22 protein-coding genes are annotated in these 22214 nt (G+C 73.3%); 10 read left to right on the top strand and 12 right to left on the bottom strand.

Annotation, left to right across the window (positions count from 1 at the left end):
- Positions 1–14: 14 nt before the first annotated feature.
- From ASE27_RS08440 to ASE27_RS08430, 3 genes are all read right to left on the bottom strand, one after another.
- Positions 15–269: a hypothetical protein gene (locus ASE27_RS08440; protein WP_056648630.1), complete on the bottom strand. Its 255-nt coding sequence runs from the start codon at positions 267–269 to the stop codon at positions 15–17.
- Between the two features lie 353 nt (positions 270–622).
- A complete protein-coding gene (locus tag ASE27_RS08435) occupies positions 623–1450 on the bottom strand; it encodes an SDR family oxidoreductase (protein ID WP_369819002.1) in 828 nt (275 codons plus the stop codon).
- An 84-nt stretch (positions 1451–1534) separates the two neighbouring features.
- Positions 1535–3217 carry a molybdopterin-dependent oxidoreductase gene (locus ASE27_RS08430; RefSeq protein ID WP_082608702.1) on the bottom strand — a complete coding sequence of 561 codons (1683 nt, stop codon included), beginning with the start codon at positions 3215–3217 and terminating at the stop codon, positions 1535–1537.
- Between the two features lie 238 nt (positions 3218–3455).
- On the opposite strand from ASE27_RS08430, the gene ASE27_RS08425 reads away from it, so the two are divergent.
- The 3 genes from ASE27_RS08425 to ASE27_RS08415 are packed head-to-tail and all read left to right on the top strand — an operon-like array spanning position 3456 to position 6567.
- A complete protein-coding gene (locus ASE27_RS08425; protein ID WP_235534207.1) occupies positions 3456–4529 on the top strand; it encodes a putative F420-0 ABC transporter substrate-binding protein in 1074 nt (357 codons plus the stop codon).
- A 32-nt stretch (positions 4530–4561) separates the two neighbouring features.
- The gene (locus ASE27_RS08420) at positions 4562–5647 is read left to right on the top strand and encodes a putative F420-0 ABC transporter permease subunit (protein ID WP_369800566.1); all 1086 of its coding nucleotides are present in this window, start codon (positions 4562–4564) and stop codon (positions 5645–5647) included.
- Entirely contained in the window at positions 5644–6567 is a 924-nt protein-coding gene (locus tag ASE27_RS08415) for a putative F420-0 ABC transporter ATP-binding protein (protein ID WP_235535391.1), read from the top strand. The genes ASE27_RS08420 and ASE27_RS08415 overlap by 4 nt, the downstream gene beginning before the upstream one ends.
- A 139-nt stretch (positions 6568–6706) precedes the next feature.
- On the opposite strand, the gene ASE27_RS08410 is transcribed toward ASE27_RS08415, so the two are convergent.
- The 4 genes from ASE27_RS08410 to ASE27_RS08395 form a co-directional block, all read right to left on the bottom strand.
- Positions 6707–7129: a TIGR03667 family PPOX class F420-dependent oxidoreductase gene (locus ASE27_RS08410; RefSeq protein ID WP_056648629.1), complete on the bottom strand. Its 423-nt coding sequence runs from the start codon at positions 7127–7129 to the stop codon at positions 6707–6709.
- A 7-nt stretch (positions 7130–7136) separates the two neighbouring features.
- Positions 7137–7574: a CoA-binding protein gene (locus ASE27_RS08405; protein ID WP_056648627.1), complete on the bottom strand. Its 438-nt coding sequence runs from the start codon at positions 7572–7574 to the stop codon at positions 7137–7139.
- Between the two features lie 143 nt (positions 7575–7717).
- A complete protein-coding gene (locus ASE27_RS08400; protein ID WP_056648625.1) occupies positions 7718–8299 on the bottom strand; it encodes a DUF1772 domain-containing protein in 582 nt (193 codons plus the stop codon).
- A complete protein-coding gene (locus ASE27_RS08395; RefSeq protein ID WP_056648623.1) occupies positions 8299–9207 on the bottom strand; it encodes an NAD(P)H-binding protein in 909 nt (302 codons plus the stop codon). The genes ASE27_RS08400 and ASE27_RS08395 overlap by 1 nt, the downstream gene beginning before the upstream one ends.
- 136 nt (positions 9208–9343) lie before the next feature.
- On the opposite strand from ASE27_RS08395, the gene ASE27_RS08390 reads away from it, so the two are divergent.
- From ASE27_RS08390 to ASE27_RS08370, 5 genes are all read left to right on the top strand, one after another.
- A complete protein-coding gene (locus tag ASE27_RS08390; RefSeq protein ID WP_056648621.1) occupies positions 9344–10309 on the top strand; it encodes an AraC family transcriptional regulator in 966 nt (321 codons plus the stop codon).
- Between the two features lie 178 nt (positions 10310–10487).
- Positions 10488–10901, top strand: coding sequence for a nitroreductase family deazaflavin-dependent oxidoreductase (locus tag ASE27_RS08385; RefSeq protein ID WP_157257466.1), 414 nt, complete (start codon positions 10488–10490; stop codon positions 10899–10901).
- Positions 10902–10953: 52 nt separating this feature from the next.
- Positions 10954–11559, top strand: a complete 606-nt coding sequence (locus ASE27_RS08380; RefSeq protein ID WP_056648617.1) for an HhH-GPD-type base excision DNA repair protein — start codon at positions 10954–10956, stop codon at positions 11557–11559.
- A gap of 52 nt (positions 11560–11611) precedes the next feature.
- A complete protein-coding gene (locus ASE27_RS08375) occupies positions 11612–12280 on the top strand; it encodes an SIMPL domain-containing protein (RefSeq protein WP_162259122.1) in 669 nt (222 codons plus the stop codon).
- Between the two features lie 122 nt (positions 12281–12402).
- Positions 12403–12768: a VOC family protein gene (locus ASE27_RS08370; protein ID WP_056648612.1), complete on the top strand. Its 366-nt coding sequence runs from the start codon at positions 12403–12405 to the stop codon at positions 12766–12768.
- A gap of 10 nt (positions 12769–12778) precedes the next feature.
- On the opposite strand, the gene ASE27_RS08365 is transcribed toward ASE27_RS08370, so the two are convergent.
- From ASE27_RS08365 to ASE27_RS08345, 5 genes are all read right to left on the bottom strand, one after another.
- Positions 12779–13168, bottom strand: a complete 390-nt coding sequence (locus ASE27_RS08365) for a hypothetical protein (protein WP_056648610.1) — start codon at positions 13166–13168, stop codon at positions 12779–12781.
- 207 nt (positions 13169–13375) lie between these two features.
- On the bottom strand, positions 13376–13912 hold the full coding sequence (locus ASE27_RS08360) for a hypothetical protein (RefSeq protein WP_157257464.1): 537 nt from the start codon (positions 13910–13912) through the stop codon (positions 13376–13378).
- Positions 13913–14058: 146 nt separating this feature from the next.
- A complete protein-coding gene (gene cofE, locus ASE27_RS08355; RefSeq protein ID WP_235534277.1) occupies positions 14059–14916 on the bottom strand; it encodes a coenzyme F420-0:L-glutamate ligase in 858 nt (285 codons plus the stop codon).
- A gap of 116 nt (positions 14917–15032) precedes the next feature.
- Positions 15033–16031, bottom strand: a complete 999-nt coding sequence (locus ASE27_RS08350; protein ID WP_056648607.1) for a TIGR03557 family F420-dependent LLM class oxidoreductase — start codon at positions 16029–16031, stop codon at positions 15033–15035.
- 136 nt (positions 16032–16167) lie between these two features.
- Complete coding sequence (locus ASE27_RS08345; protein WP_056648992.1) at positions 16168–18042, bottom strand: DUF4914 family protein; 1875 nt, start codon at positions 18040–18042, stop codon at positions 16168–16170.
- Between the two features lie 228 nt (positions 18043–18270).
- Here ASE27_RS08345 and ASE27_RS08340 point away from each other — a divergent pair, with 228 nt between their 5' ends.
- Together ASE27_RS08340 and valS are read left to right on the top strand one after the other, a co-directional pair.
- Complete coding sequence (locus ASE27_RS08340) at positions 18271–19338, top strand: hypothetical protein (protein WP_056648605.1); 1068 nt, start codon at positions 18271–18273, stop codon at positions 19336–19338.
- Positions 19339–19434: 96 nt separating this feature from the next.
- Positions 19435–22170, top strand: coding sequence for a valine--tRNA ligase (gene valS / locus ASE27_RS08335; RefSeq protein WP_082608745.1), 2736 nt, complete (start codon positions 19435–19437; stop codon positions 22168–22170).
- Positions 22171–22214 lie beyond the last annotated feature (44 nt).

Raw genomic sequence — 22214 nt, 5'->3', positions numbered from 1 at the left:
GACGGCCGGGCCGCTCAGCGCCCCGCGACCGACCGACCGCGCGAGGAGGCCCGACGGCGGGCACGGTAGGTGTCGATGTCGCGCGCGACGAGCCACTCGATCGTGAGGGCGGCGCCCTGGGCGGGCTGCGCCGTCGGGCCGTGCGAAGCGGACGGCGCGCCGCCCAGCGATGCGGCGCCGAACCAGGGGTCGTGGGCGACGAGGCGACCGAGGGGATCGATGCCCCCGGCGGTGTCGAACGGGTGGGCGATCAGTGCGATGGCGTTCATGGGGAGTCCTGGTGTCGAGGCGGGTGCTCACGAGGGCAGACCGACCAGGACCGGAGAACTGATCGGTGACCATCACGCCCTCTCTTCAGAGGGAGGGGCGTGGCACTGCTCGCTGACACCAGGTCGCACGCTGCTGGAGCGTCAGCGAGCCCTCAACAACAGCTCGACGTGCGGACCGGCCGCGGGCGCACGGCGAGCACTCGGGTGCTCAGGGGGTGCGCGGCGGGGGTCACGGGCGCCATCATGCCAGCCCGCGTGCGCGCCGACAAGCGCGTCTCGGCCCGGCGCTCAGCGGCGAACTGGGGTCACCCCAGCCCGGGCAGCGCCCCGGGCCGGGGTGCGTCCCCTGTCCGTCACCTGCGCGTCACGAGCGGTCCGCGGGCCAGCAACGTGGTCGAGGACTGCGCGACGGGACGCAGTACCAGGGTGTCGATCGCGACGTGCTGGGGCCGGGTCACGGCGAAGGTCACGACGTCGGCCACGTCGTCGGCGGTCAGCGGCGCCTCGACACCGTCGTAGACCGCGTCGGCCCTGGCCTGGTCGCCGTCGAACCGGGTCAGCGAGAACCCTTCGGTGCGGACCATGCCGGGCGCGATCTCCAGGACCCGGATGGGTTCGCCGTTGAGCTCGAGACGCAGCGTGTCCGCGACCGCGGCCTCGGCGTGCTTGGTCGCGACGTATCCCGACCCGCCGCTGTACGCGTCGTGCCCCGCGGTCGAGGTCAGGACCAGGACCGTCCCGAAGCCCGCACGGCGGATCGCGGGCAGGAACGCCTTGGTCACGCGCACGGTGCCCAGCACGTTGGTCTCGAACATGGCCCGCCAGCGGTCCAGGTCGCTCGCGTCGATCGGGTCCGTGCCGCTCGCGAAGCCCGCGATGTTGAGCACCGCGTGGACCGGCCCGCGGGCCTCGGCCTCGCGCACGAGGTGCGCGACGTCGTCGTCGCTCGTGACGTCGCCGACCACGGGGTGCGCGCCGGTCCCGGCCGCGAGCGCGTCGAGCAGGTCGGCGCGGCGCGCGAACGCGACGACGTCCCACCCTGCGGCACGCAGGTGGCGCACGGTCGCGGCGCCGATGCCCGACGAGGCGCCGGTGACCACGGCCCGCCGGGTCGGTGCGTCCGCGTCGGCGGCCTCTGAGGTCGAGGAGATGGGCTGGGTCGGGGTCTGCGAGGTCGTCACGTCCCTTACCTTGCCACGCCGGCGAGGCGAGGTCGGCGCCGTCGGGCCGGGTGCCCGCATCGTGGGACGCCCCCTGCGCGGGGCCTACGCCACGCGCACCTCGACCGTGTCCCAGCCGCTCGACCCGTCGGGCGCGGGCGGCGCCTGGGTCGAGGTCTGGACGGTCCCGTCCGCGTCGGTCGCCCGCACCGCGAGGCGGTGCTCCCCCGCGCCGGGCCCGCTCCAGGTCCACGTCCACTGCCGCCACGTGTCGGCCGAGACGGTCTCCGCGAGCTCGGCGGGCTCCCACTCCCCCTCGTCGACCCGCACCTCGACGCCCGCGACGCCCGAGTGCTGGGACCACGCGACGCCCGCCACGACCACGTCGCCCGCCGCGTCCGGCGACACCGTCGCCCCCGCGCGAGGCACGTCGATGCGCGACGACATCTTGATCGGCCCACGCTCGGACCAGCCGCGCGTCGACCAGTACGCGACGTCGTCGGCGAAGCGCGTGACCTTGAGCTCGACGACCCACTTGGTCGCCGAGACGTACCCGTACAGCCCCGGCACGACCATGCGCACCGGGAAGCCGTGCGCGAGCGGCAGCGGCTCGCGGTTCATGCCGACCGCGAGCAACGACTCGCGGCCCGGGTCCGTGAGCACCTCGAGCGGCGTGCTCGCGGTCCAGCCGTCCGCACTGCGTGAGAGCACCATGTCCGCGTCCGCGTGCGGGCGGGCGCGGGCCAGCAGGTCGCGCAGCGGGTACCCGAGCCACACCGCGTTGCCGACCAGGTCCCCGCCGACCTCGTTGGACACGCACGTCAGCGTCGTGGCGTGCTCGACCAGGGGCAGCGCGAGCAGCTCGGCGAACGAGATCTCGACCTCCTCCTCGACGAGCCCGACGACGCGCAGCCGCCAGTCGTCAGGGTCCACCTCGGGCACGCGCAGGGCCGTGTCGATGCGGTAGAACTCGTCGTTGGGCGTCACGTAGGGCGTGATACCGGGCACGTCGAGGTCCGCCCCGGCGGGGACCACGACCGCGGGACCGGTCGGGGCGGGGAGCCGGATCGCGTCCCGCACGGCGGTCAGGGCCCGCGACCCCGCGGACAGCACGCGCGCCGTACCGCCGACCACGAGCGCGGTCACGGTCGTCAGGCCCGCGAAGACGAGGAAGGACCGACGGTCGAGCGCCTCGCGCTCCCGTCGGGCCGAGAGCGGGGTCTCGGGCGCCTCGCCCGGCACCGCCGACCCCGTCGCCCGGTCCTCGGCCGCGAGGGCCGAGGACCGCCACGCCCGCAGGCGCGCGGCCCCTGTCCGCAGGAGCATGATCCCGACGCCGACGCCCACCACGGTCGGCAGCGCCCACAGGGTGGTCGCGTCGGGCCGCGTCACGGCCGCTGCGACCCCCACGGCCCCGACCGCCACGAGCAGGACCGTCCCCCACGGCGGTCGCCTCGTCTCGAGGATCCCCGCCGCGACGGCCGCGAGCGCCAGCACCACGACGATCCCGAGGATCAGCACGGTCTTGTCCGCGGTGCCGAAGGTCTCGACCGCGAAGTCCTTGAGCCACGGCGGGACCCGGTCCACGACACCCGCCCCCACGACGAGCACGGGGCTCGATCCGGAGCCCACGACCAGCGCGACCAGCTCGGCCACCGCGAAGGCGCCGAGTGCCGAGGCGACGCCCAGCAGCGGGGCCCACCACCGGGACGGGTCCGCGCCCCGGCCTGTCTCGTGCTGCGCGCGACCGGACGTACCGGGAGGGCCGGGCTCCGTCGTCGGGCTCATGCGCCCACTGTAAGTCCGCGAGGCGTGTCCGCGAGGCCGCGGCATCGGGTGCGTGGTTCGTGCGCGTCCGACCTACTAGGCTGGGAGGCGGATCGCGAGCCCTGCTTGGCTCGCCGCAGCGGCCCGTGCTTGGGCCGCGGATCCTCGTCGCGGATTGTGGCGCCCTTCCCTCTCGCATCTCGCCGCGCCGCCGTGCCCTGCACCGGCCGAGCCGGCGACCTCCCCGACATGGAGTCCCGTGCTGTCCTCGTCCGCTCGCCCTCGCGTCCGCAGGTCCCCTCGTCGCATCCTCTCCGCCGGCCCGACGGCGGCGCTCGCCCTGGGCGTGTCCCTCACCCTCGCCGCGTGCTCGGACGCGGGGAGCCTCGCGACGGGCGGAGCGACCACGCCCCCGGTCGCGCCACCTGCCGCCGCCTCGACGGCCTACCCCCTGACGCTCGACAACTGCGGGTTCGAGGTCACGTTCGCCGGTGCCCCGCGCCAGGTCGTGACCATCAAGTCGAGCACGACCGAGATGATGCTCGCGCTCGGCCTGGGCGACCGGATCGTGGGGACCGCGTTCCCCGACGGCCCCGTGCCCGACCAGTGGGCCGACGCGGCCGACGCGGTGCCCGCGGTCGTGACCCCGATGGCCGACAAGGTCCCGGGAGCAGAGGCCGTGCTCACGCTCGAGCCGGACCTCGTGTACGCGGGGTGGGAGTCCAACCTGACGGCCGAGGGGGCCGGAGACCGGGCGACCTTCCAGCAGCTCGGCGTCCAGACCTACGTCTCGCCCTCGGCGTGCAAGGACGAGGCGTACAAGCCGGACCCGCTCACGTTCGACGACGTGTTCGCCGAGATCACCGAGGCCGGTCAGATCTTCGACGTCGCCGGGACCGCGGCGGACCTGGTGTCGGCCCAGCGCGCCGAGCTCGACGCCCTCGAGCCCGACGACCGCGGGCTCACGGCGCTGTGGTACTCCTCGGGCTCCGACATCCCCTACGTGGGTGCCGGGATCGGTGCGCCGCAGATGATCATGGACGCCGTCGGCGTCGAGAACATCGCGGCCTCGGTCCAGGACACCTGGACGCCGTTCTCGTTCGAGGAGATCATCGCGGCCGACCCCGACGTGATCGTGCTCGTCGACTCGGCCTGGAACACTGCGCAGTCGAAGATCGACGCGCTCAAGGCCAACCCGGCCACGGCCAACCTCACGGCCGTGCAGGGCGACCGCTTCCTGACCGTGCCGTTCCCCGCGACCGAGGCGGGCGTGCGCAACGTCGACGCCGTCAAGGACCTCAGCGCACAGCTCTCCGCGCTGACCATCCCCTGAGGAGACCCCCACCGGTGAGAAGCCTCGTGCCCGTGACAAGCGCCGACCCGTCGGGAGCGCGCGCCATCGTGCACCGCTCTGCGCGCCGCACTCCAAGGCTCCGGCGAGCCACCCCGTGGTGGCTCGCCGGAGCCTCGGTCGCGCTCGTCGTGAGCGTCGTGGTCGCCGTGACGATCGGCCCCGCGGACCTCACGTGGGGCGACGTGTGGCGCTCGATCGCGACGCACCTCGGGCTCGGCGGGGCGCTCGGCCTCGAACCGCTCCCCCTGCTGCAGGACGGCATGGTGTGGCAGCTCCGGCTGCCGCGCGTCCTGACCGCCGCGGCCGTGGGAGCAGGGCTCGCGATCTGCGGCGCCGTCATGCAGTCCCTCACGCGCAACCCGCTCGCCGACCCGTACCTGCTCGGGCTCTCGTCGGGCGCCTCGCTGGGCGCGGTCCTCGTCCTGGTCCTCGGCGTGAGCGTCCTGCTGCCCGTCGCGGCGTTCGGCGGGGCGGTCGTGGCCCTGGTCGCGGCCCTCGCGCTCGCGGGCTCGCTCGGGGCCATCACCCCCACGCGGACCGTGCTCGCAGGTCTCGCGGTGAGCCAGCTCGCGGCCGCGGCGACGTCGTTCATCATCTTCTGGTCCGCGACCGGTGACTCCTACCGCGAGATCCTGTCGTGGCTCATGGGGTCGGTCGCGGGGGCCACGTGGACGTCCGTGGCGATCGCGGGCGGGGCCGTGCTCGTCCTGGGGACGCTGCTCGCGTCGACCGGGTCGGTGCTCGACGCCTTCACGTTCGGCGACACCGCGGCCGCGGGCCTCGGCATCGCGGTGAACCGGACCCGGTGGCTCCTGCTCGTGGGGGTCGCGCTGCTCACGGGAGCCTTGGTCTCGGTCTCGGGGGCGATCGGGTTCGTCGGGCTGATCCTGCCGCACGCCGTCCGGCTCCTGACCGGGGCGCGGCACCGCGTGCTGCTGCCCCTCGCGGCCCTGCTCGGCGGCTCGTTCCTCGTGTGGGCCGACACGCTCGCCCGCACCATCTTCGCCCCGCGCGAGCTCCCCGTGGGCATCCTGACGGCCGCGATCGGCGCGCCCGTCTTCGCGATCATCCTGTGGCGAGGGAGGCGGGCGCTGTGACGGAGCCGAGAACGATGGGCATGGCGGGCACCGGGCGCGCGGAGGCGCACGGGGAGGCGCACGACCGCGGTGGATCATCGACCTCGCGTGACGGCGCGCCGGACGCCGGCGCGCGCGCCGCCAGCCCGCCACCTCGCGAGCGAGCAGCCCACGGGCTCGATGCCTCGCGCGTCTCGTGGTCGGCCGGGTCGCGGCTGATCCTCGACGGCGTGGACTGCACGGCTCCCCCGGGAGCGGTGAGCGGGCTGCTGGGCCCCAACGGGTCCGGGAAGTCGACGCTGCTGCGCACGATCGCGGCCACGCAGGTACCCGATGCGGGCGAGGTCCGGTTCGACGGCGAGGACCTGCTGCGCATGCCGCGGCGCCGCCGGGCGCGCAGGCTGGCCCTCGTCGAGCAGGACGCGTCGACCGACCTGCCCCTCTCGGTGCTCGACGCCGTGCTGCTCGGCAGGATCCCCCACCGCTCGCTCCTCGCGGGCGACACCGACGCGGACCGCGCCGTGGCCCACGAGGCCCTGGTGCGGGCCGGGGTCGAGGAGCTGGCCGAACGGTCGCTCGCCACGTTGTCGGGAGGTGAGCGCCAGCGCGTGCACATGGCACGCGCCCTCGCCCAGGACCCCGCGCTGCTGCTCCTCGACGAGCCCACGAACCACCTCGACATCGCTGCCCAGCTCGCGGCCATGACCGTGCTGCGCAAGCTCGCCGCGGACGGCGTGACGGTCCTCGCAGCCCTGCACGACCTCAACCTCGCGGCGGCCTCGTGCGACCACGTCGTGGTCCTGTCGGGCGGGCGCGTCGTCGCGGCGGGTTCGGTGCGGGACGTGCTGGTCCCCGACGTGATCGAGCCCGTGTACGGGGTGCGGTGCGACGTGCTGCCCCATCCGCGGACGGGTCGCCCGGTGCTGGTGTTCGGGGACTGACGGCCTGCGGCGTCGCCGGGTGCATGCCCGGCGCCACCCGGCGCCGAGCATGCGGTTGGGGTTCGCAACCACATGCTCGGCCCGGGCGCCTGCACGACCCCAGATCCCACCGGCGCCGGGGTACGAGGAGCGACGGGCCCTAGAACCCGCGCAGCCGTTCGGGCGTGAAGCGCAGCACCTCGGAGTACGCGGCGTGGAACTCCTCGGGACTCATCCCGAGGCCGGCGATCGGCGACCGGTACTTGGTGTCGTAGCGCGTGCGCTCCTCGGCGCTCAGGCCGACCGGGTCCAGGACGAGCCGGCCCGTGAGCACCTGCACGTCCCATCCTGCAGGCGTCGAGTTGAGGTGCAGCGCGGCGCGCGGGTTGGCGGCGGCGTTGCGCAGCTTGGCCTTGCGCGGCTCGCTGAGGATGACGACGTCGTCCCCGCTGCGGATCTGCCACACCGGCGTCGGCTGCGGGGTCCCGGTGGGGTCGACCGTCGTGAGCCAGACGACGAGGTCGGCGTCGAGCCGTTCGGCGGCGCGCGCACCCAGCGTGGTCGTCGTGTCGATCGCAGTCACGTCGGCCTCAGCCCTGTGCCGGGACGGCGGGCCCCAGGCGCGGCCACTCGATCGCGGGGCAGCGGTCCATGACCATGTCGAGCCCGGCGTCGCGGACCCGCGCGAACGCGTCCTCGTCGACGACGTCGAGCTGGAACCAGACGGCCCGCGCACCGATCTCGACGGCCTGGTCCGCCACGTCCCCGGCGAGGTCGGAGCGCACGAACACGTCCACGACGTCGACCGGGAACGGGATCTCGGCGAGCGAGGCGTAGCCCTGCTCGCCGTGCACGGTCTCGGCCGCCGGGTGTACCGGCACGATGCGCTTGCCCTGACGCTGGAGCAGCCGGGCCACCCCGTACGCGGCGCGGGCCGAGTTGTTCGACAGCCCGACTACGGCCCACGTCTCGGTGTCCGCGAGGACCTTGCGGATGACGGCTTCCTCGCCCCAGCTCTCAGCGCTCATACCGGGGCAACCCCGGCGCGGGGACGGCTATTCCGGGCTGCGCCCTCCTCCGGTGCGCCGAGTGCGGAGTTCTTGCGCGACTCGCCGGGCGTGTCGCACAAGAACTCCGCACCCACCGTTCATCCGGTGCCCGACGGCGCGGCTCACCCCGCGAGTCGCGTCACCAGTCCCAGGGTCAGCAGCAGGGCGGCCACCGCGCACGCCAGGGTCCGCACGTGGTTCCAGGCGACCCACCGCTCGAGGAAGCCCGCCCAGACCCGGTCTCGCTCCGCCGTCGGGCTGGCGGGACGAACCCTCGTCCCAGCCGACCCTCCACCTGAGGGTGAGGCTTCACCCGACCGTGCGCCCGAGGTCGAGACCGCAGCGTCCGCGGCCTCGAGCCGGTCGTTGAGCGGCACGTTGACCGCGGCCGTGACCCCGATGCCACCGACGAGGTAGACGACGGCCCCGGCCAGGACGAGCCCCGCGCCCGCCTCGTCCAGCCGCGTGGCAGCCACGACGCCGAGGACCACCACGAGCCCGGTCGTCACGAGCAGGAGGGACCCGAACGGAGCCCTGGTCGCGTGACGGTTGATCGCGGCCATCGCTGCGGCACCGACGTCGGGCGCGACCGAGCGCAGGCCCGCCATGACGAAGGTCGAGAACGCGAAGAGCACTCCCCCGACCAGTCCGCACCCGACCGCCGCCGCCACGACCGCCCACCCGAGGACCCCGAGCGCGTCCATCAGTGCACCTCGTCCAGGGCGGCCGGTGCGGACACGGGCGAGGAGACCGGCGCCCAGGCCCCGGCCTCGCGACGCGCGAACTCCGTGAAGTCGTGCGGCTCGCGCCCGAGAGCCTCCCGCACCCCGTGCGTCAGGTGCTCGTTGCGTCCGTCGAGGACCTCCTCGAAGAGGTAGCGCGTGAGATCGACGGCGTCAGCAGGGACGCCCGCGGCGGTCAGGCCCGCCGCGAACTCGTCACCCGTGACGGTCACGAGCCTGACGTCCCGGCCGCTCGCCGCCCCGACCTCCGCGAGCGCCTCGCCGAAGGTCAGCAGCCGCGGACCCGTGAGCTCGTAGACCCGGCCCGCGTGCCCGTCCTCGGTGAGCGCCGCGACCGCGACGTCCGCCACGTCCTCGAGGTCGACGAACGGCTCGACCACGGCGTCGACCGGGAGCGGGACCACGCCGTCGAGCACGGGGTCCAGCAGGAAGCTCTCGCTGAAGTTCTGCGCGAACCACGCGCAGCGCACGACCGTGCGCGCGGGGAACGCCTCGGCGACGAGCTGCTCGGCGCGCCGCGCCTCGGGCTCACCGCGGCCCGAGAGCAGCACGAGGCGCTGCACGCCCACGTGCGCCGCGACCCGGGCGAAGCCGGCGACGACCTCGGGGATGCCCGGCGCCGCGAGGTCCGGCGCGACCGCGACGTACGCGGCGTCGGCTCCCGCGAGCGCCGGCGCCCAGGTCGCGGCGTCGTCCCAGTCGAGCCTGGTCTCGGTGCTCCGCGAGACAGGGCGGACGGCGATGCCCTGTGCGGCGAGGCGGGCCGCGACGCGGCGACCGGTCTTGCCCGTCGCGCCGACGACGGCGACGAGGGCTGGGCGACCGGCGTCGCCCGTCGAGGTGGTGGGGTGCGGCTGGTTCGCGGTCATGTCGGTCTCCTGTGATCGGTCGTCCGGTGCTGTGGTTCGAGTCAACCGGTCAGCGTCGAGACGCTCCATGGCTGAACGGCTCGACCGCATGTCCGTTCGTCTTCCGTCGGGGACGTGGGCGGCGTACGGTCGGGACATGGACGCTGTCGCCGGACTCCTCGACGGGCCCCGTGCACGGGGCGCCTTCCTGCTGCGCTCCCTCCTCGCGCCGCCGTGGTCGATGCGCATCGAGGACGAGGCACCCCTGACGCTCGTGCCCGTCGTGCGCGGGTCGGCCTGGATCGGGATGGACGCCGGTCCACGGCCCGACGAGCCGTCTCTCGAGGTGTACCTCGACGAGGGCGACGTCGCGCTCGTGCGCGGGCCCCGCCACTACACCGTGGCCGACTCCCCCGGGACGGCGCCGCAGATGGTGAGCGACGCCGTCGGGGCCTGCCGGGCGATCGGCGACGCCCCCTCGCCCCTCGTCGACCTCGGCGTCCGGACCTGGGGCAACGACCCCGACGGGCCGACCGTGCTGCTGACCGGGACCTACCCGCTCGACGGCGAGGTGGGCGGCCGGCTGCTGAGCGTCCTGCCCCCGCTCGTCGTGCTCCGCCGCGGGGACCTCGACGCCGACCTCGTCTCGCTGCTCGCGCGCGAGGTCTCGCAGGACCGGCCCGGCCAGGAGGCCGTGCTCGACCGGTTGCTCGACATCCTGCTCATCGGTGCGCTGCGCGCCTGGCTCGACCGCGGCGAGGCCCCGGGGTGGTACCGCGCGGACGCCGACCCCGTGGTCGGGCACGCGTTGCGTCTCATGCACCACGACCCGGCCAGGGCCTGGACGGTCGAGTCGCTCGCGCGGACCGTCGGGCTGTCACGGGCCGCGTTCTCGCGCCGTTTCACCGAGCTCGTGGGCGAGCCGCCCATGGGCTACCTCACCGGGTGGCGCCTGACCCTCGCGGCCGACCTGCTGCTGGAGCCGGGGGCGACCGTCGGCTCGGTGGCGCGGCAGGTCGGGTACGGGACGCCGTTCGCGCTGAGCGCCGCGTTCACACGCGTGCGGGGCATGAGCCCGACGGCGCACAGGGAGCGGGTGGGGGCGGGGTCAGGGGCGGCCTGACGGTCCGCCTCGCCGCGGCGCCGGAGCTCCTCGGGTGCCGAGCACGAGGTTGCGGTCGATATGGCGGGCTTCACGACCGCAACCTCGTGCTCGGGTGCACGCAACCTCGTGCTCGACGAGCGCTCGCTGTTGCGCCGTGCGGTGGCCGCACCTCGCCCGCGCGCGCACCATGGCTGACATGCCCATCCCGCACCTGGTCACCCGGACCAACAAGCGGTACGTCAACCCGCTCGTGCTCCGCGTGTCGTCGCGCGTGCCGCCGTTCGCGACGGTGCACCATCGCGGGCGGCGCAGCGGACGGCCGTTCACGACCCCCGTCCTGGCGTTCCGCGAACCCCCGTCGGCCACGTCCCCGCGCGAGGTCCGCGTGATCATCGCGCTGACCTATGGATCAGACGTCGACTGGCTCAGGAACGTCGAGGCGGCCGGGCTGTTCGGGCTGACACGAGGTGGGCGCGGCTACGTCGTCGACGACCTGCGACGGTTGCACGGCGACGCCGGTCTCCGGCTCGTGCCGGGCATCGTCCGGATCGCTCTGCGGGGGCTGCGCGTGGACGAGCTCCTCGACGGACGGGTGGGACCGCCCCGCTGAGCGGCAGCCCGGCGCGACGGCGTCCGCGCGACCCGGCTGCCATGATGGGGACATGGCACACGACCTGTGGTTCACCGGAGACCCGGAAGCCGACGCGCTGCTGTCCACCGACCCGTTCGCCCTGCTCATCGGGATGCTCCTCGACCAGCAGGTCACCATGGAGTCCGCGTTCGCCGGGCCGCTCAAGATCTCCCAGCGCATGGGCGCGTTCGACGTGCACCGCATCGCCTCCGCCGAGCCCGAGGCGTTCGCCGCGATGGCCGCCACTCCCCCGGCGATCCACCGTTACCCGGGGTCCATGGCAGGTCGCGTGCAGGCCGTGGCCCAGGTCGTCGACGAGCAGTACGACGGCGACGTCACCCGCCTGTGGACCGACCCCGGGCCCGACGGTGGAGCCCCGGACGGCCCGCTCGTCCTCAAGCGGCTCAAGGCGCTGCCCGGCTTCGGGGAGCAGAAGGCGAAGATCTTCCTCGCGCTCCTCGGCAAGCAGTACGGCGTCCAGCCCGAGGGGTGGCGCGAGGCGGCGGGAGCCTACGGCGAGGACGGGTCGCGGCGCTCGATCGCCGACGTCGTCGACCAGCACTCGCTCGACCAGGTGCGCGAGACCAAGAAGGCGGCCAAGGCCGCCGCGAAGGCGGAGCGCGCGGCCAAGGGCTGACGTTCCGGCACGCCACCCGGGGACGCCTGCGACGCGGTGTATGTTCGCTCGCATGCCTGTCTTCTCCGTCCAGGGTCACGCGACCCGGCACCAGCCCGCCGAGCGCGGGACCATCCGCCTGACCGTGCAGTTCCGCGGTGAGAACCGGGCCTCCGTCCTCGCGCACGCGGCCCGCGTGCACGCGGACGTCGTCGACCGTGCGAAGGCTCATGTCGCCGGCGGTGCCGCGACCTGGTGGGGCTCCCAGGCCGTCCTCGCGTGGGCTTTCGACGAGTGGGTCAAGCCGAGCCCGAACGTCGACCAGGTCAAGGTGCGGCGGTTCCGCGCGGGCGCCGACGTGCAGGTGAAGTTCCAGGACTTCGCAGCCCTCGCCGCGTGGGCGGCAGAGGTCGCCGCGATCGAGGGTGTGGCGGTCAACGGCATCACCTGGGCGCTCACGGACGCCCGACGCGACGGCCTGCAGCGCGACGTGCGCGCCGACGCCGCGCGGGACTCGGTCGAGCGCGCCCGCGCCTACGCCGACGCTCTCGGGTACGGCGACGTCCGGCTCCTCGCCCTGTTCGAGGACGGGCTGCGGCCCCACGTCTCCGGGGGCGGCGGCGGGATCGGGACGGGCATGCGCGGCGCTCCGCCGCCCGCCGGGGGCGCGCAGGCGTTCGAGATGCGGCCCGACGACATCGTGGTCACGGCAGCGGTCACTGCCGACTTCGAGGCGGTCTGAGCGGCAGGGCCGCAGGCACCTGGGACGTCGACTTCCCGGTGTCCCTGCGAGAGCCTTCACGCCACCCCGCGCGTAGCGTGAGAAGAGGGCACGGCCCCGTGCCCGTTCCCTGGGAGGACCTCATGGCTCACGGTGACATCACGCACATCGACATCCCCGTCGGCGACACCGACCGCGCCCGAACGTTCTACAGCGGGCTGTTCGGCTGGGACATCGCCGAGGCCCCCGGTTTCGAGGGCTACCCCATGTGGCGGGCCCCCAACCAGATCAGCGGCGGCGGCCTCGCTCCGCGCGAGGAAGGGTTCACGAGCCCGCGGAGCTACGTCGAGGTCGACTCGATCGAGGAGTCGCTGGCCCAGGTCGAGGCCCTCGGCGGCAAGGTGCTCATGGGCAGGTCGCAGATCAGCCCGACGAGCTGGTGGGCGGTCTTCGAGGACCTCGACGGGAACCGGTTGGGCCTCTACGAGGGCGTCACCACGATGGACTGAACCGGGCCGCTCACGCCGACCCGAACACGATCCTCCCGTCGGGGTCGCTCGCGCGTCGCGGCCGCAGCCGTGCCGGCGCCGGCCACGGCAGCTCGTGCCGGACCACGGGAGCGTCGATCGCTCCGAAGTCGTCGGTCTGGACCACGACGCGCTCGGGCGTGACCTCGACGAGCCGGACGCGGACCGGTTCCGGCCCGTCGCCGTCGAGCATCCAGACGTCGGCGAGCCAGGACAGTCCGGTGCTGTCGAGGGCCTCCTCGGCGTCGAGCCAGTCGACCGGACCGGTGAGGTCGTGCCCCAGCAACGAGACGGCGACCCAGGCGTCGCCGTCCGGACGGATCCACCCGATGTGCTCACGGTCGTCAGGGCGGCGGTGCGAAATCCAGGAGGCAGGCAGCATCCAGGAACGATAGCGAGCGTCCGGCCGATCCGCCCAGCAGATTCTCTGCTGGACGTCCGGAGCCGGTGCCCCCTGCCAAGCACGACCTTCCGTTCAGCCGACCACGACCTTGCGGTCGCCAGACCCCTCAGAACGACCACAACCTCGTTCTCGGCACCCGGTCCCCTGAGCGATCGCGGACCGTCGGACCAGAAGGTCGAAACACGCTCAGCCAGCACCGCCCGCGCGGCCGCGGGTCGTCGCCGCGACGTGCCGGATCCGTCGGGTCCGACCGCTCGCGGCGAGGACGCCCAGGACGTCGGCACGCGTCGCGGAGCTCGCCGCGCGCAGCTGGAGCCAGTCGGACCAGCCGTCGAGGCCCAGCCCTTCGGCCTCCGGTCGGAGCCAGTCGCCCGGCGCGGGGACGGCGCCCGACACCGACTCGAGGATCTCCAGCTCCGCGGCCCGCCGGGCCACGAAGTCGGCCACCGCCCAGTCGCTCGTGAGGGCCACCCAGCGTGCCCTGTCTGCCGACGGGACACGCTCGAGAGCGGCGACGACGACCCCGCTCGCCATGACCCGGTCGTCCTCCTCGGCGACGGCAGCAGCCACCAGGTCGTGCAGGCCCTGCCCGAACGCCTGGTCGTAGAGCGCCCAGCGGGCGTGCTCATCGGCCAGGTCGCCGGAGAACGCGAGGTCCCGTACGAGCCGGCTCAGGCCCGCTCCCGGCTCCCGCCGCGCCACCGGCCCACCCGCAGCAGTCATCGAGCACGACCTTCCGTCCAGTCGACCACGACCTTGCGGTCGCCACACCCCTCAGAACGACCGCAACCTCGTGCTCGGCACCCGGGCCACCCCGACCACCCGGGCCACCCGGGCCACCCGGGCCACCCGGGCCACCGACGACGCGCTCACCCCTGCTGCGGAGTGCCCGTCCCCTCGCGGAACCCCTCGGCGAACCCTTCGCGGTATCCGTCGGCGTACCCGGCCTCACGAGCGGCCCGCTCGGCATCGCCGGGCTCGATCGCGGCGGCCCCGGCCGCGTCGGCACGCCCCGCGGTCACGCCCCGCGCGTACGCCTCGGCAGAACCCTCACGGAACATGTCGGTCTCCGAGTCCCGCACGAGCACGCGCGCCCCCGGCCCGTCCTCGTCGGTCACGAACCGCCCGAGCCCGCGCACGACGGCCACGGGTCGGCCCGCAGCCTTGCCGCGGACGAGCTCGGAGGCCGCGGCGACCTGGTCCGCGACGGCCGTCACGGTCACGGACAGCTCGCGCCCGTGGGAATCGACGCCGCCCCGCAGGTCGTCGAGCGCGACCACCCCGGCGACGCCGATCGCCAGGTCCGTGAGCCCCTCGCGCCACGCGCGCCCGGCCGTGTCGGACACGATGACCCCGACCCGCGCCCCGAACCGTTCCGCGAGCGCCGCCCGCAGCGCGCGGGCCGAGGCGTCCGGGTCGACGGGCAGCAGCAGCACGGTGCCCTCGGGCGTGTTGGACGCGTCGACGCCCGCCGCGGCCATGACGAGGCCGAGCCGGTTCTCGACGATCCGCAGCACGCCCCCGGGCGACGGCCGGGTGGCCACGACGCGCACGGTCTCCTCCGTGATGGCCTGCTCGCGGTCGGCGGCAGCGACCACGCGCCCCTCGGCCTTGGACACGACCTTGCTCGTCACGACCACGACGTCGCCGTCGCGCAGCCCGCCCTCGCGGTCGAGCGCGTCGCCCACGATGCGCGCCAGGTCGTCACCGGGCGAGATCTCCCCGATGCCCGACGGCGCCGCGACCGTGAAGCGGGTCTCGTCGCCCTCGGCGTGCCCCGCCCCGGGCGACGCCCCCCGCTCGGGGCGGGCTCCGCCGTCGGGCAGCGGGACGGACGGGCCCGTCACCGGACGAGCTTCGGCAGGACGTCGCGCGAGAAGGTGTCGATCCACTCGCGCTGGTTGCGGCCCACGTTGTGCAGGTAGATGCGGTCGAAGCCGAGGTCGACGAACTTCTGGATGTAGGCGCGGTGCACGTCCGGGTCGGACGAGATGACGAGGCGTCCCTCGAAGTCCTCGGGACGCACGAGCTTGGCCATCTGCTCGAAGTCGAACGGGGAGCGGATGTCTGCCTTGGGGAACTTCATGCCGCCGTTGGGCCACTCGGTCATGGCGTTCGCGAGCGCCTCCTCGTCGGTCTCGGCCCACGACATGTGGAGCTGGAGGACCTTGGGCATGGTCTGCGGGTCACGGCCGGACTCGCGGACGCCGTCGTCGAACTTGCCGAAGAGCATCGAGATCTTCTCGAGCGGTGCGCCCACCGTGATGAGCCCGTCGGCGTGCTTTCCCGCGCGCTTGGCCGTGACGGGCCCCGCGGTCGCGACGAGGATCTCCGGGGCGACCTCGGGCATGGTCCACAGCCGCGTGGACTCGTGCTTGTAGAACTGCCCCGAGTGCTTGGTGTCCTTGCCCGCGAGCGATGCGGCGAAGAGCTTCTTGATGATGTCGATGGCCTCGAACATGCGGTTGATGCGCTCGGGGGCCTCCGGCCAGTACTGCGCGGTGACGTGCTCGTTGAGCGCCTCGCCCGAGCCCAGGCCCAGCCAGTGGCGTCCCGGGTACATCGCGGCGAGGGTCGCCGAGGCCTGCGCGACCATCGCGGGGTGCCAGCGGAACGTGGGCGCCGTGACGCCGGGACCCAGGTCTCCGCGCGTGCGCTCGCCGAGGGCCGACAGGACGTTCCACACGAACGCCGAGTGCCCCTGCGCGGGGACCCAGGGCTGGAAGTGGTCAGCGGCCATGACGCCGGAGAAGCCCTTGCTCTCCGCATACTCGGCGAGGGCGATCACCTCGGTCGGGTGGAACTGCTCGAGCATCGCGGCGTAGCCGATCGTCAAGTCCATGGACCGACCTTAGTACGGGCGCCCGGCCCTCTCGCGTCGGTACCGGGTACTTGCCGCAGGGGTACCTGGTACCTGCCGCAGGACGGCCACCCGGTCGTGCGGACCGGGCGGCCGTCCTCGTCTCAGCCGGTGCTGCTCACGTGAACAGCGGCGTGAGCGCGGCGTACTCCTCGACCGAGCCGTCGCGCAGGCACACCTCGATGATCTGGCGCCCCAGGGGGTCCAGGTCGTCGGTGAGGAACTGCTGCAGCTCGCTCTTGAAGAAGTCCGTGATGATCCTGGCCCCCTCGTCGTAGGCCTCGACCCCCACCTGGGACTGCATCTCGGGTCGGAGGAACGTCGGGCGGACGAGCTGCCCGTCGATCTTCATCTCCTGGAGCGTGTAGCCGAACAGGGGGCAGCGCGAGGGCGTCAGCTCCTCGGTGCGGATCTTGCCGCCGCCGCGCCGGGCGAGGTACTCGCGCGTGAGCCACTCGGCCGCGAAGTCGACCTTGTACGCGCCGATGTGCTGGTTGGGCGTGAGCACGTAGCGGGTCCGGTCCATGTCGACGAGCTGGCGCAGCAGCAGGTTCGCGGCCGCGACCTTGGTGCCCGTCGAGAAGGGCCAGTACGAGCCGACGCCCTCGGCGACCATGCCGCCGTGGGCCAGCTTGTCGGTCGCGGTCTTGGACTCACCGATCGAGGGGTTCTTGTCCCCGCGCGGGGCGATGAGCCGCCAGATCCATGCGAGCGACGGCGGCACGATGTGCATCATGCCCATGATCCCGTAGGTCGGGTTGTCGCGGGTGCAGGCCGGCATCCGGGCACCGAAGGTCCGCACGTCGACCTCCTCGGCGCCCGTGACGTCGGTCAGGAGGTGGCGGGGCACGACCACGCGGGGGTTGGGGCAGCGCTTGCCCGTCGAGTCGAGCGTGTGCTCCCAGGGCAGCACGGTGGCGTCCGGTACGCCGTCGATGTTGAAGAAGACGAGCGGCTGGTCGGGGTGGATGCAGGCCCGCTCGAGGTGGGCGTCCTGGCCGTAGCCCGTGAGGTTGTCGACGCGTACGAACCACCCGTCCTCGGCGTCGGCGACCACCAGGCGCCCGTCGCCCGTCTGCAGGTCGACGTGGCACAGGGTCATGTCGTCCGTCACGGGGTCCAGGGCGCTCGTCTCGCCGAGGTTGATGACGTAGGGCTCGTCGGTCACGACGTTGGTGCCCAGCAGGATGCGCCCGTCCTCCTGGCGGCGGATCTCCTGGCACATCTCGGACTTGCCGCCGCCCGAGGCGCCCTCGTGCATGATCACGGTCTCGTTCTCGTAGGGGGTCGTGACCCGGACCGAGGACGCGTGCGCGGTGACCCATCCCTCCTGCTCGCCGACGTCGAGCAGGACGGAGAACACGCCCTTCTTGGCGCTCGGGCCCGGGTACAGGTTGTACGCGAAGACCTCGTGCAGCGTCTCGGAGCGGTCGTGGACCACGACCTGGCGGCCCTCGAAGTGGGTGTGCCGGAACGGCGGGGCGACGTAGAGTATCGAGCGCGGCTCGAACGGGCCCAGCTCGTCGAACGTGACCCAGCCCTGCAGGTCGACCAGGGTCAGTGCGAAGAAGGCCGAGTTGACCGGGCAGATCGCGAGCGACGGGTAGCCGTGCGTGAGGCCACCTGCCTTGAAGGGCACGACGACGAGGTCCTGACCGGCGAGCCAGTCGAGCGTCTCGGCCTTGACGGCGTCGAACTCGGCGTCGAACACGTCGCGGTAGCGGGGCTTGTCGGTCGGCAGGTCGTCGGCGATGCGCATGCAGTCCGGGTCACGACGGCGCATGTAGTCCTCGGGGTAGTTCACCGCGATGCCGTTCTTGCACCGCACGACCTCGGCCTCGGGGACGAGCGTGCCGAACACGTCGTACTCGACCGTGAACCGCGGCCCGCCCTGGGGCCCGAGCGAGAGCTGGTAGAGCTCCTCGCGGGAGGAGGGGACGATGATGTTCGCGCACGCATCCAGGGCGGCCTGGACAGCGGGGGGAAGGACCATGCCTGCGGGGATGCCGGCGGGAAGGGCGCCGGTGCCGCGCACGGCCACGCTGTCGATCAGTGTCATTGCTACTCCAGGGTCAGGCCTCGCACGAAGGCGGCGGAGAGACGGGGCACACCCACACGCGCCCATGTCTTTGCTGGAAGGTTACGAGTAGATGACCTTGCGAACCAGGGACCTTCGGCCCTTCCCGCACCCGTCAGAGGTCACCTCGGCTATCGTCGCCGGGTGATCACGCCCTCCGCAGGACAGCGGCCCCTCGACGTGCGCGCACTCGTGGAGCCCGTGGACCGCTCCGCGGTCCTCGCGGACCGCTCCCACGGACCCGCTCGCCGCTCGGCCGCGGTCGTGGTGGTCGGGACCCTCCTCGGAGTGGTGCTGGGCGCCTTCGCGCTCTCGCTCGTGGCCGTCACGATCGGCCTCGTCCTCACCCTGATCACGCAGTGGGTGTACGGCGCCCTGGACGTGGCCCCCTCGTTCGCCCTCGTCCCGTGGCTCACCGTGCCCGCGGCCGTGGGCGTCTGCGTACTCCTCGTCGTGGGCGTGCGCCGAGGCACCGCGCAACGGCGCGAGCGGTCCTACCGGCTGAGCCGCTTCGCCGCGGCGAACGGGCTCGACTTCACGCCCGAGACCACGGACCTGGACCGGCCCGGGTCGATCTTCCGGATCGGGGTCGACGGCGTCGTCCGTGACGTCCTGCGCACGCGGGGCCCGCGTCCGGTGGAGATCGGCAGCTACACGTCCCAGGAGAACAGCACGCGCGGCGGGAGCCACTCGTGGGACTACCTGGCGTTCCCGTTGGACCGCGCCCACCCGCACATCGTCCTCGAGCGACGCCGCACCCGAGACGCGCGCGGGACCGCGGCCCCGCGTCGCCCGCTGCGCTCGCTCGACCTCACGCTCGGGAGCGGGCTCGACGAGCACGTCCGCGTCCTCGGCCCCCGGGCCGCGCAGGACGTGGCCCGGCAGATCCTGTCCGTCGAGGTCGTCATGCCCCTGCTCGGAGCGCCCGTCTCGGCCGAGATCATCGAGGACCGCTTCTACGTGTACAGCCGAAGCCCCCTGGTCACCCTCGACCCGGCGACGTGGGAGTGGCTCCTGCGACTGGTCGCGACGCTCTCGAGCGCCCTGCACGACGGGAACGGACGGAGGGCCACCGAGGCGACGCACGAGCCTCCAGGCCCCCTGCCGTCTCCGCGCCGGGGCGACGACCGCTGGGTGGTGCGGACCCTGCTGCTGTATCCGGTCGCGGCGACCGTCGCGATCCTCGTGGCGGCACTGGCCGCCCGCGGCTGACAGCCGCACGCAGGGCACGGGCCCGGGGCGCGGCGGGGCGTACCGGGCGCCGAGATGCCGTCGGCCCATGCCGCCGGATCTGGGAGAATGTCGACCATGAGCTCACCCGCCGAGGGCACCACGCCCGCACCCGCCACCCCTCCCACCACCGCACCCGCCCCCGTCGAGGGCACCGAGGTCATCCGTGCCGTGGTCGGAGAGGTACCGGACAAGGTGAGCCTCGACGGCCTCGAGGCCAAGTTCGACGCCGCCTGGAAGGACCAGGGCACCTACTCGTTCGACCGCTCCAAGACCCGCGAGCAGGTCTACTCGATCGACACCCCGCCGCCCACGGTCTCGGGCTCGCTGCACGTCGGGCACGTGTTCTCCTACACGCACACCGACGTCGTCGCGCGCTTCCAGCGCATGCGCGGCCGCGAGGTCTTCTACCCCATGGGCTGGGACGACAACGGCCTGCCGACCGAGCGCCGTGTGCAGAACTACTACGGCGTGCGCTGCGACCCGACGTTGCCCTACGTCGAGGGCTACGAGCCCCCGCTCCAGGGAGCCGAGGGCAAGAGCGTCAAAGCCGCCGATCAGCAGCCCGTCTCGCGGCGCAACTTCGTCGAGCTGTGCGAGCGCCTGACGGCCGAGGACGAGGTCCAGTTCGAGGAGCTGTGGCGCCGCCTGGGCCTGTCGGTCGACTGGTCGCACCACTACCAGACCATCGGCGTGCCGGCACGCATCGTCGCGCAGAAGGCGTTCCTGCGGAACCTCTCGCGCGGCGAGGCGTACCAGTCCGAGGCCCCGGGCCTGTGGGACGTCACGTTCCAGACGGCCGTCGCGCAGGCCGAGCTCGAGGCGCGCGACTACCCGGGCCACTTCCACAAGGTCGCGTTCCACGCCGCCGGCGGCGAGAAGGTCTACATCGAGACCACGCGCCCCGAGCTGCTCGCGGCCTGCGTCGCGCTCATCGCGCACCCCGACGACGAGCGCTACCAGGGCCTGTTCGGCACCACGGTCACGTCCCCCCTGTTCGACGTCGAGGTGCCCGTCCTGGCGCACCCCGCCGCGCAGATGGACAAGGGCGCGGGCATCGCGATGTGCTGCACGTTCGGCGACCTGACCGACGTCCAGTGGTGGCGTGAGCTGCAGCTCCCCACGCGCTCGATCATCAACCGCGACGGACGCATCACGCGCGAGACGCCGGCGTGGCTGACGTCCGAGCGCGCGGTCGCCCTGTTTGAGGAGATCGCGGGCAAGACGACCTTCTCGGCCCGCACGGCCGTGGTCGACGCGCTGCGCGAGACCGGCGACCTGGACGGCGAGCCCGTCGCGACCCAGCGCAAGGCGAACTTCTTCGAGAAGGGCGACAAGCCCCTCGAGATCGTCACCTCGCGCCAGTGGTACATCCGCAACGGCGGGCGCGACGTGCCGCTGCGCGAGGAGCTGCTCGAGCGCGGGCGTGAGCTCAAGTTCCACCCCGAGTTCATGCAGGTGCGCTACGAGAACTGGGTGGGTGGCCTCAACGGCGACTGGCTCGTCTCGCGTCAGCGCTTCTTCGGCGTCGCCATCCCGCTGTGGTACCCGGTCCTGGAGTCGGGCGAGACCGACTACGAGCACCCGATCGTCCCCGACGAGGCGCTCCTGCCGATCGACCCGTCCTCGGACGTCCCGGCCGGCTACACGGCCGAGCAGCGAGGCGTGCCCGGTGGGTTCGTGGGCGAGCCGGACGTCATGGACACCTGGGCCACCTCGTCGCTGACCCCGCAGATCGCGGGCGGCTGGGAGTCGGACCCGGATCTGTTCGAGCGCGTCTTCCCCATGGACCTGCGCCCCCAGGGCCAGGACATCATCCGCACGTGGCTCTTCTCCACGGTGGTCCGCTCGCACCTCGAGCACGGCTCGCTCCCGTGGACCAACGCCGCGATCTCGGGCTGGATCCTGGACCCCGACCGCAAGAAGATGTCCAAGTCCAAGGGCAACGTGGTGACGCCCATGGGCCTGCTCGAGGAGCACGGCTCGGACGCGGTCCGCTACTGGGCCGCCTCGGCCCGCCTCGGCACCGACGCGGCGTTCGAGGTCGGCCAGATGAAGATCGGCCGCCGCCTCGCGATCAAGGTCCTCAACGCGTCCAAGTTCGCGCTGTCGTTCGGCGGCAGCGAGATCACGCTCGACCCGGCCCTCGTGACCGAGCCGATCGACCGGGCGATGCTCGCGGGCCTGGCCGACGTCGTGGACCGCGCGACCGAGGCACTCGAGAGCTACGACCACACGCGCGCCCTGGAGCTCTCGGAGACGTTCTTCTGGACGTTCTGCGACGACTACCTCGAGCTCGTCAAGGACCGCGCCTACGGCGCCGGAGCCGGGCCCGACGACGTCACGCCCGAGACGCAGTCTGCTCGCGTCGCGCTCGCCCTGGCTCTCGACACCCTGCTGCGTCTGTTCGCGCCGTACCTGCCGTTCGCCACCGAAGAGGTGTGGTCGTGGTGGCGCACGGGCTCGGTGCACCGCGCACCGTGGCCCACGTCCGCAGGTCTTCGTGCAGGTGCGGGCGACGCCGACCCCGTGGTCCTGACGGGGGCCGGTCACGCCCTGGCCGCGCTGCGCAAGGTCAAGTCCGAGGCCAAGGTGTCCATGCGCACCCCGATCCTCGCGGCCGAGCTCGCCGTCCCGGCCGCCGCGATCGAGGGCGTCCGGGCGGCCGAGGTCGACATCCGCGGCGCCGGCCGCGTGACCGGGTCGTTCGACGTCGTCGAGGCGAGCGAGGGCCAGGGCGACCCGGCCGTCCAGGGCGGGATCGTCGTCGTGCACTCGGAGCTCGGTGAGCCCGAGGTGCGCAACCGCGGCTGACGCCGCCGAGCAGCATGACGCAGGGCCCCGACCGCACGTGCGGT

The organism is Oerskovia sp. Root918 (assembly GCF_001428945.1).
GTDB lineage: Bacteria > Actinomycetota > Actinomycetes > Actinomycetales > Cellulomonadaceae > Oerskovia > Oerskovia enterophila.
This window is presented reverse-complemented; position numbering and strand designations above follow the sequence as displayed.

Excerpts from the sequence above, each read along its gene's own strand:
- ASE27_RS08405 (WP_056648627.1), bottom strand. The coding sequence starts at position 7,574 with ATGAGCGCTGAGAGCTGGGGCGAGGAAGCCGTCATCCGCAAGGTCCTC.
- ASE27_RS08360 (WP_157257464.1), bottom strand. The coding sequence starts at position 13,912 with ATGACTGCTGCGGGTGGGCCGGTGGCGCGGCGGGAGCCGGGAGCGGGC.
- ASE27_RS08395 (WP_056648623.1), bottom strand. The coding sequence starts at position 9,207 with ATGACCGCGAACCAGCCGCACCCCACCACCTCGACGGGCGACGCCGGT.
- ASE27_RS08380 (WP_056648617.1), top strand. The coding sequence starts at position 10,954 with ATGGCACACGACCTGTGGTTCACCGGAGACCCGGAAGCCGACGCGCTG.
- ASE27_RS08365 (WP_056648610.1), bottom strand. The coding sequence starts at position 13,168 with ATGCTGCCTGCCTCCTGGATTTCGCACCGCCGCCCTGACGACCGTGAG.
- ASE27_RS08440 (WP_056648630.1), bottom strand. The coding sequence starts at position 269 with ATGAACGCCATCGCACTGATCGCCCACCCGTTCGACACCGCCGGGGGC.
- valS (WP_082608745.1), top strand. The coding sequence starts at position 19,435 with ATGAGCTCACCCGCCGAGGGCACCACGCCCGCACCCGCCACCCCTCCC.
- ASE27_RS08400 (WP_056648625.1), bottom strand. The coding sequence starts at position 8,299 with ATGGACGCGCTCGGGGTCCTCGGGTGGGCGGTCGTGGCGGCGGCGGTC.
- ASE27_RS08385 (WP_157257466.1), top strand. The coding sequence starts at position 10,488 with ATGCCCATCCCGCACCTGGTCACCCGGACCAACAAGCGGTACGTCAAC.
- ASE27_RS08375 (WP_162259122.1), top strand. The coding sequence starts at position 11,612 with ATGCCTGTCTTCTCCGTCCAGGGTCACGCGACCCGGCACCAGCCCGCC.
- ASE27_RS08370 (WP_056648612.1), top strand. The coding sequence starts at position 12,403 with ATGGCTCACGGTGACATCACGCACATCGACATCCCCGTCGGCGACACC.
- ASE27_RS08430 (WP_082608702.1), bottom strand. The coding sequence starts at position 3,217 with ATGAGCCCGACGACGGAGCCCGGCCCTCCCGGTACGTCCGGTCGCGCG.
- ASE27_RS08345 (WP_056648992.1), bottom strand. The coding sequence starts at position 18,042 with ATGGTCCTTCCCCCCGCTGTCCAGGCCGCCCTGGATGCGTGCGCGAAC.
- ASE27_RS08390 (WP_056648621.1), top strand. The coding sequence starts at position 9,344 with ATGGACGCTGTCGCCGGACTCCTCGACGGGCCCCGTGCACGGGGCGCC.
- ASE27_RS08350 (WP_056648607.1), bottom strand. The coding sequence starts at position 16,031 with ATGGACTTGACGATCGGCTACGCCGCGATGCTCGAGCAGTTCCACCCG.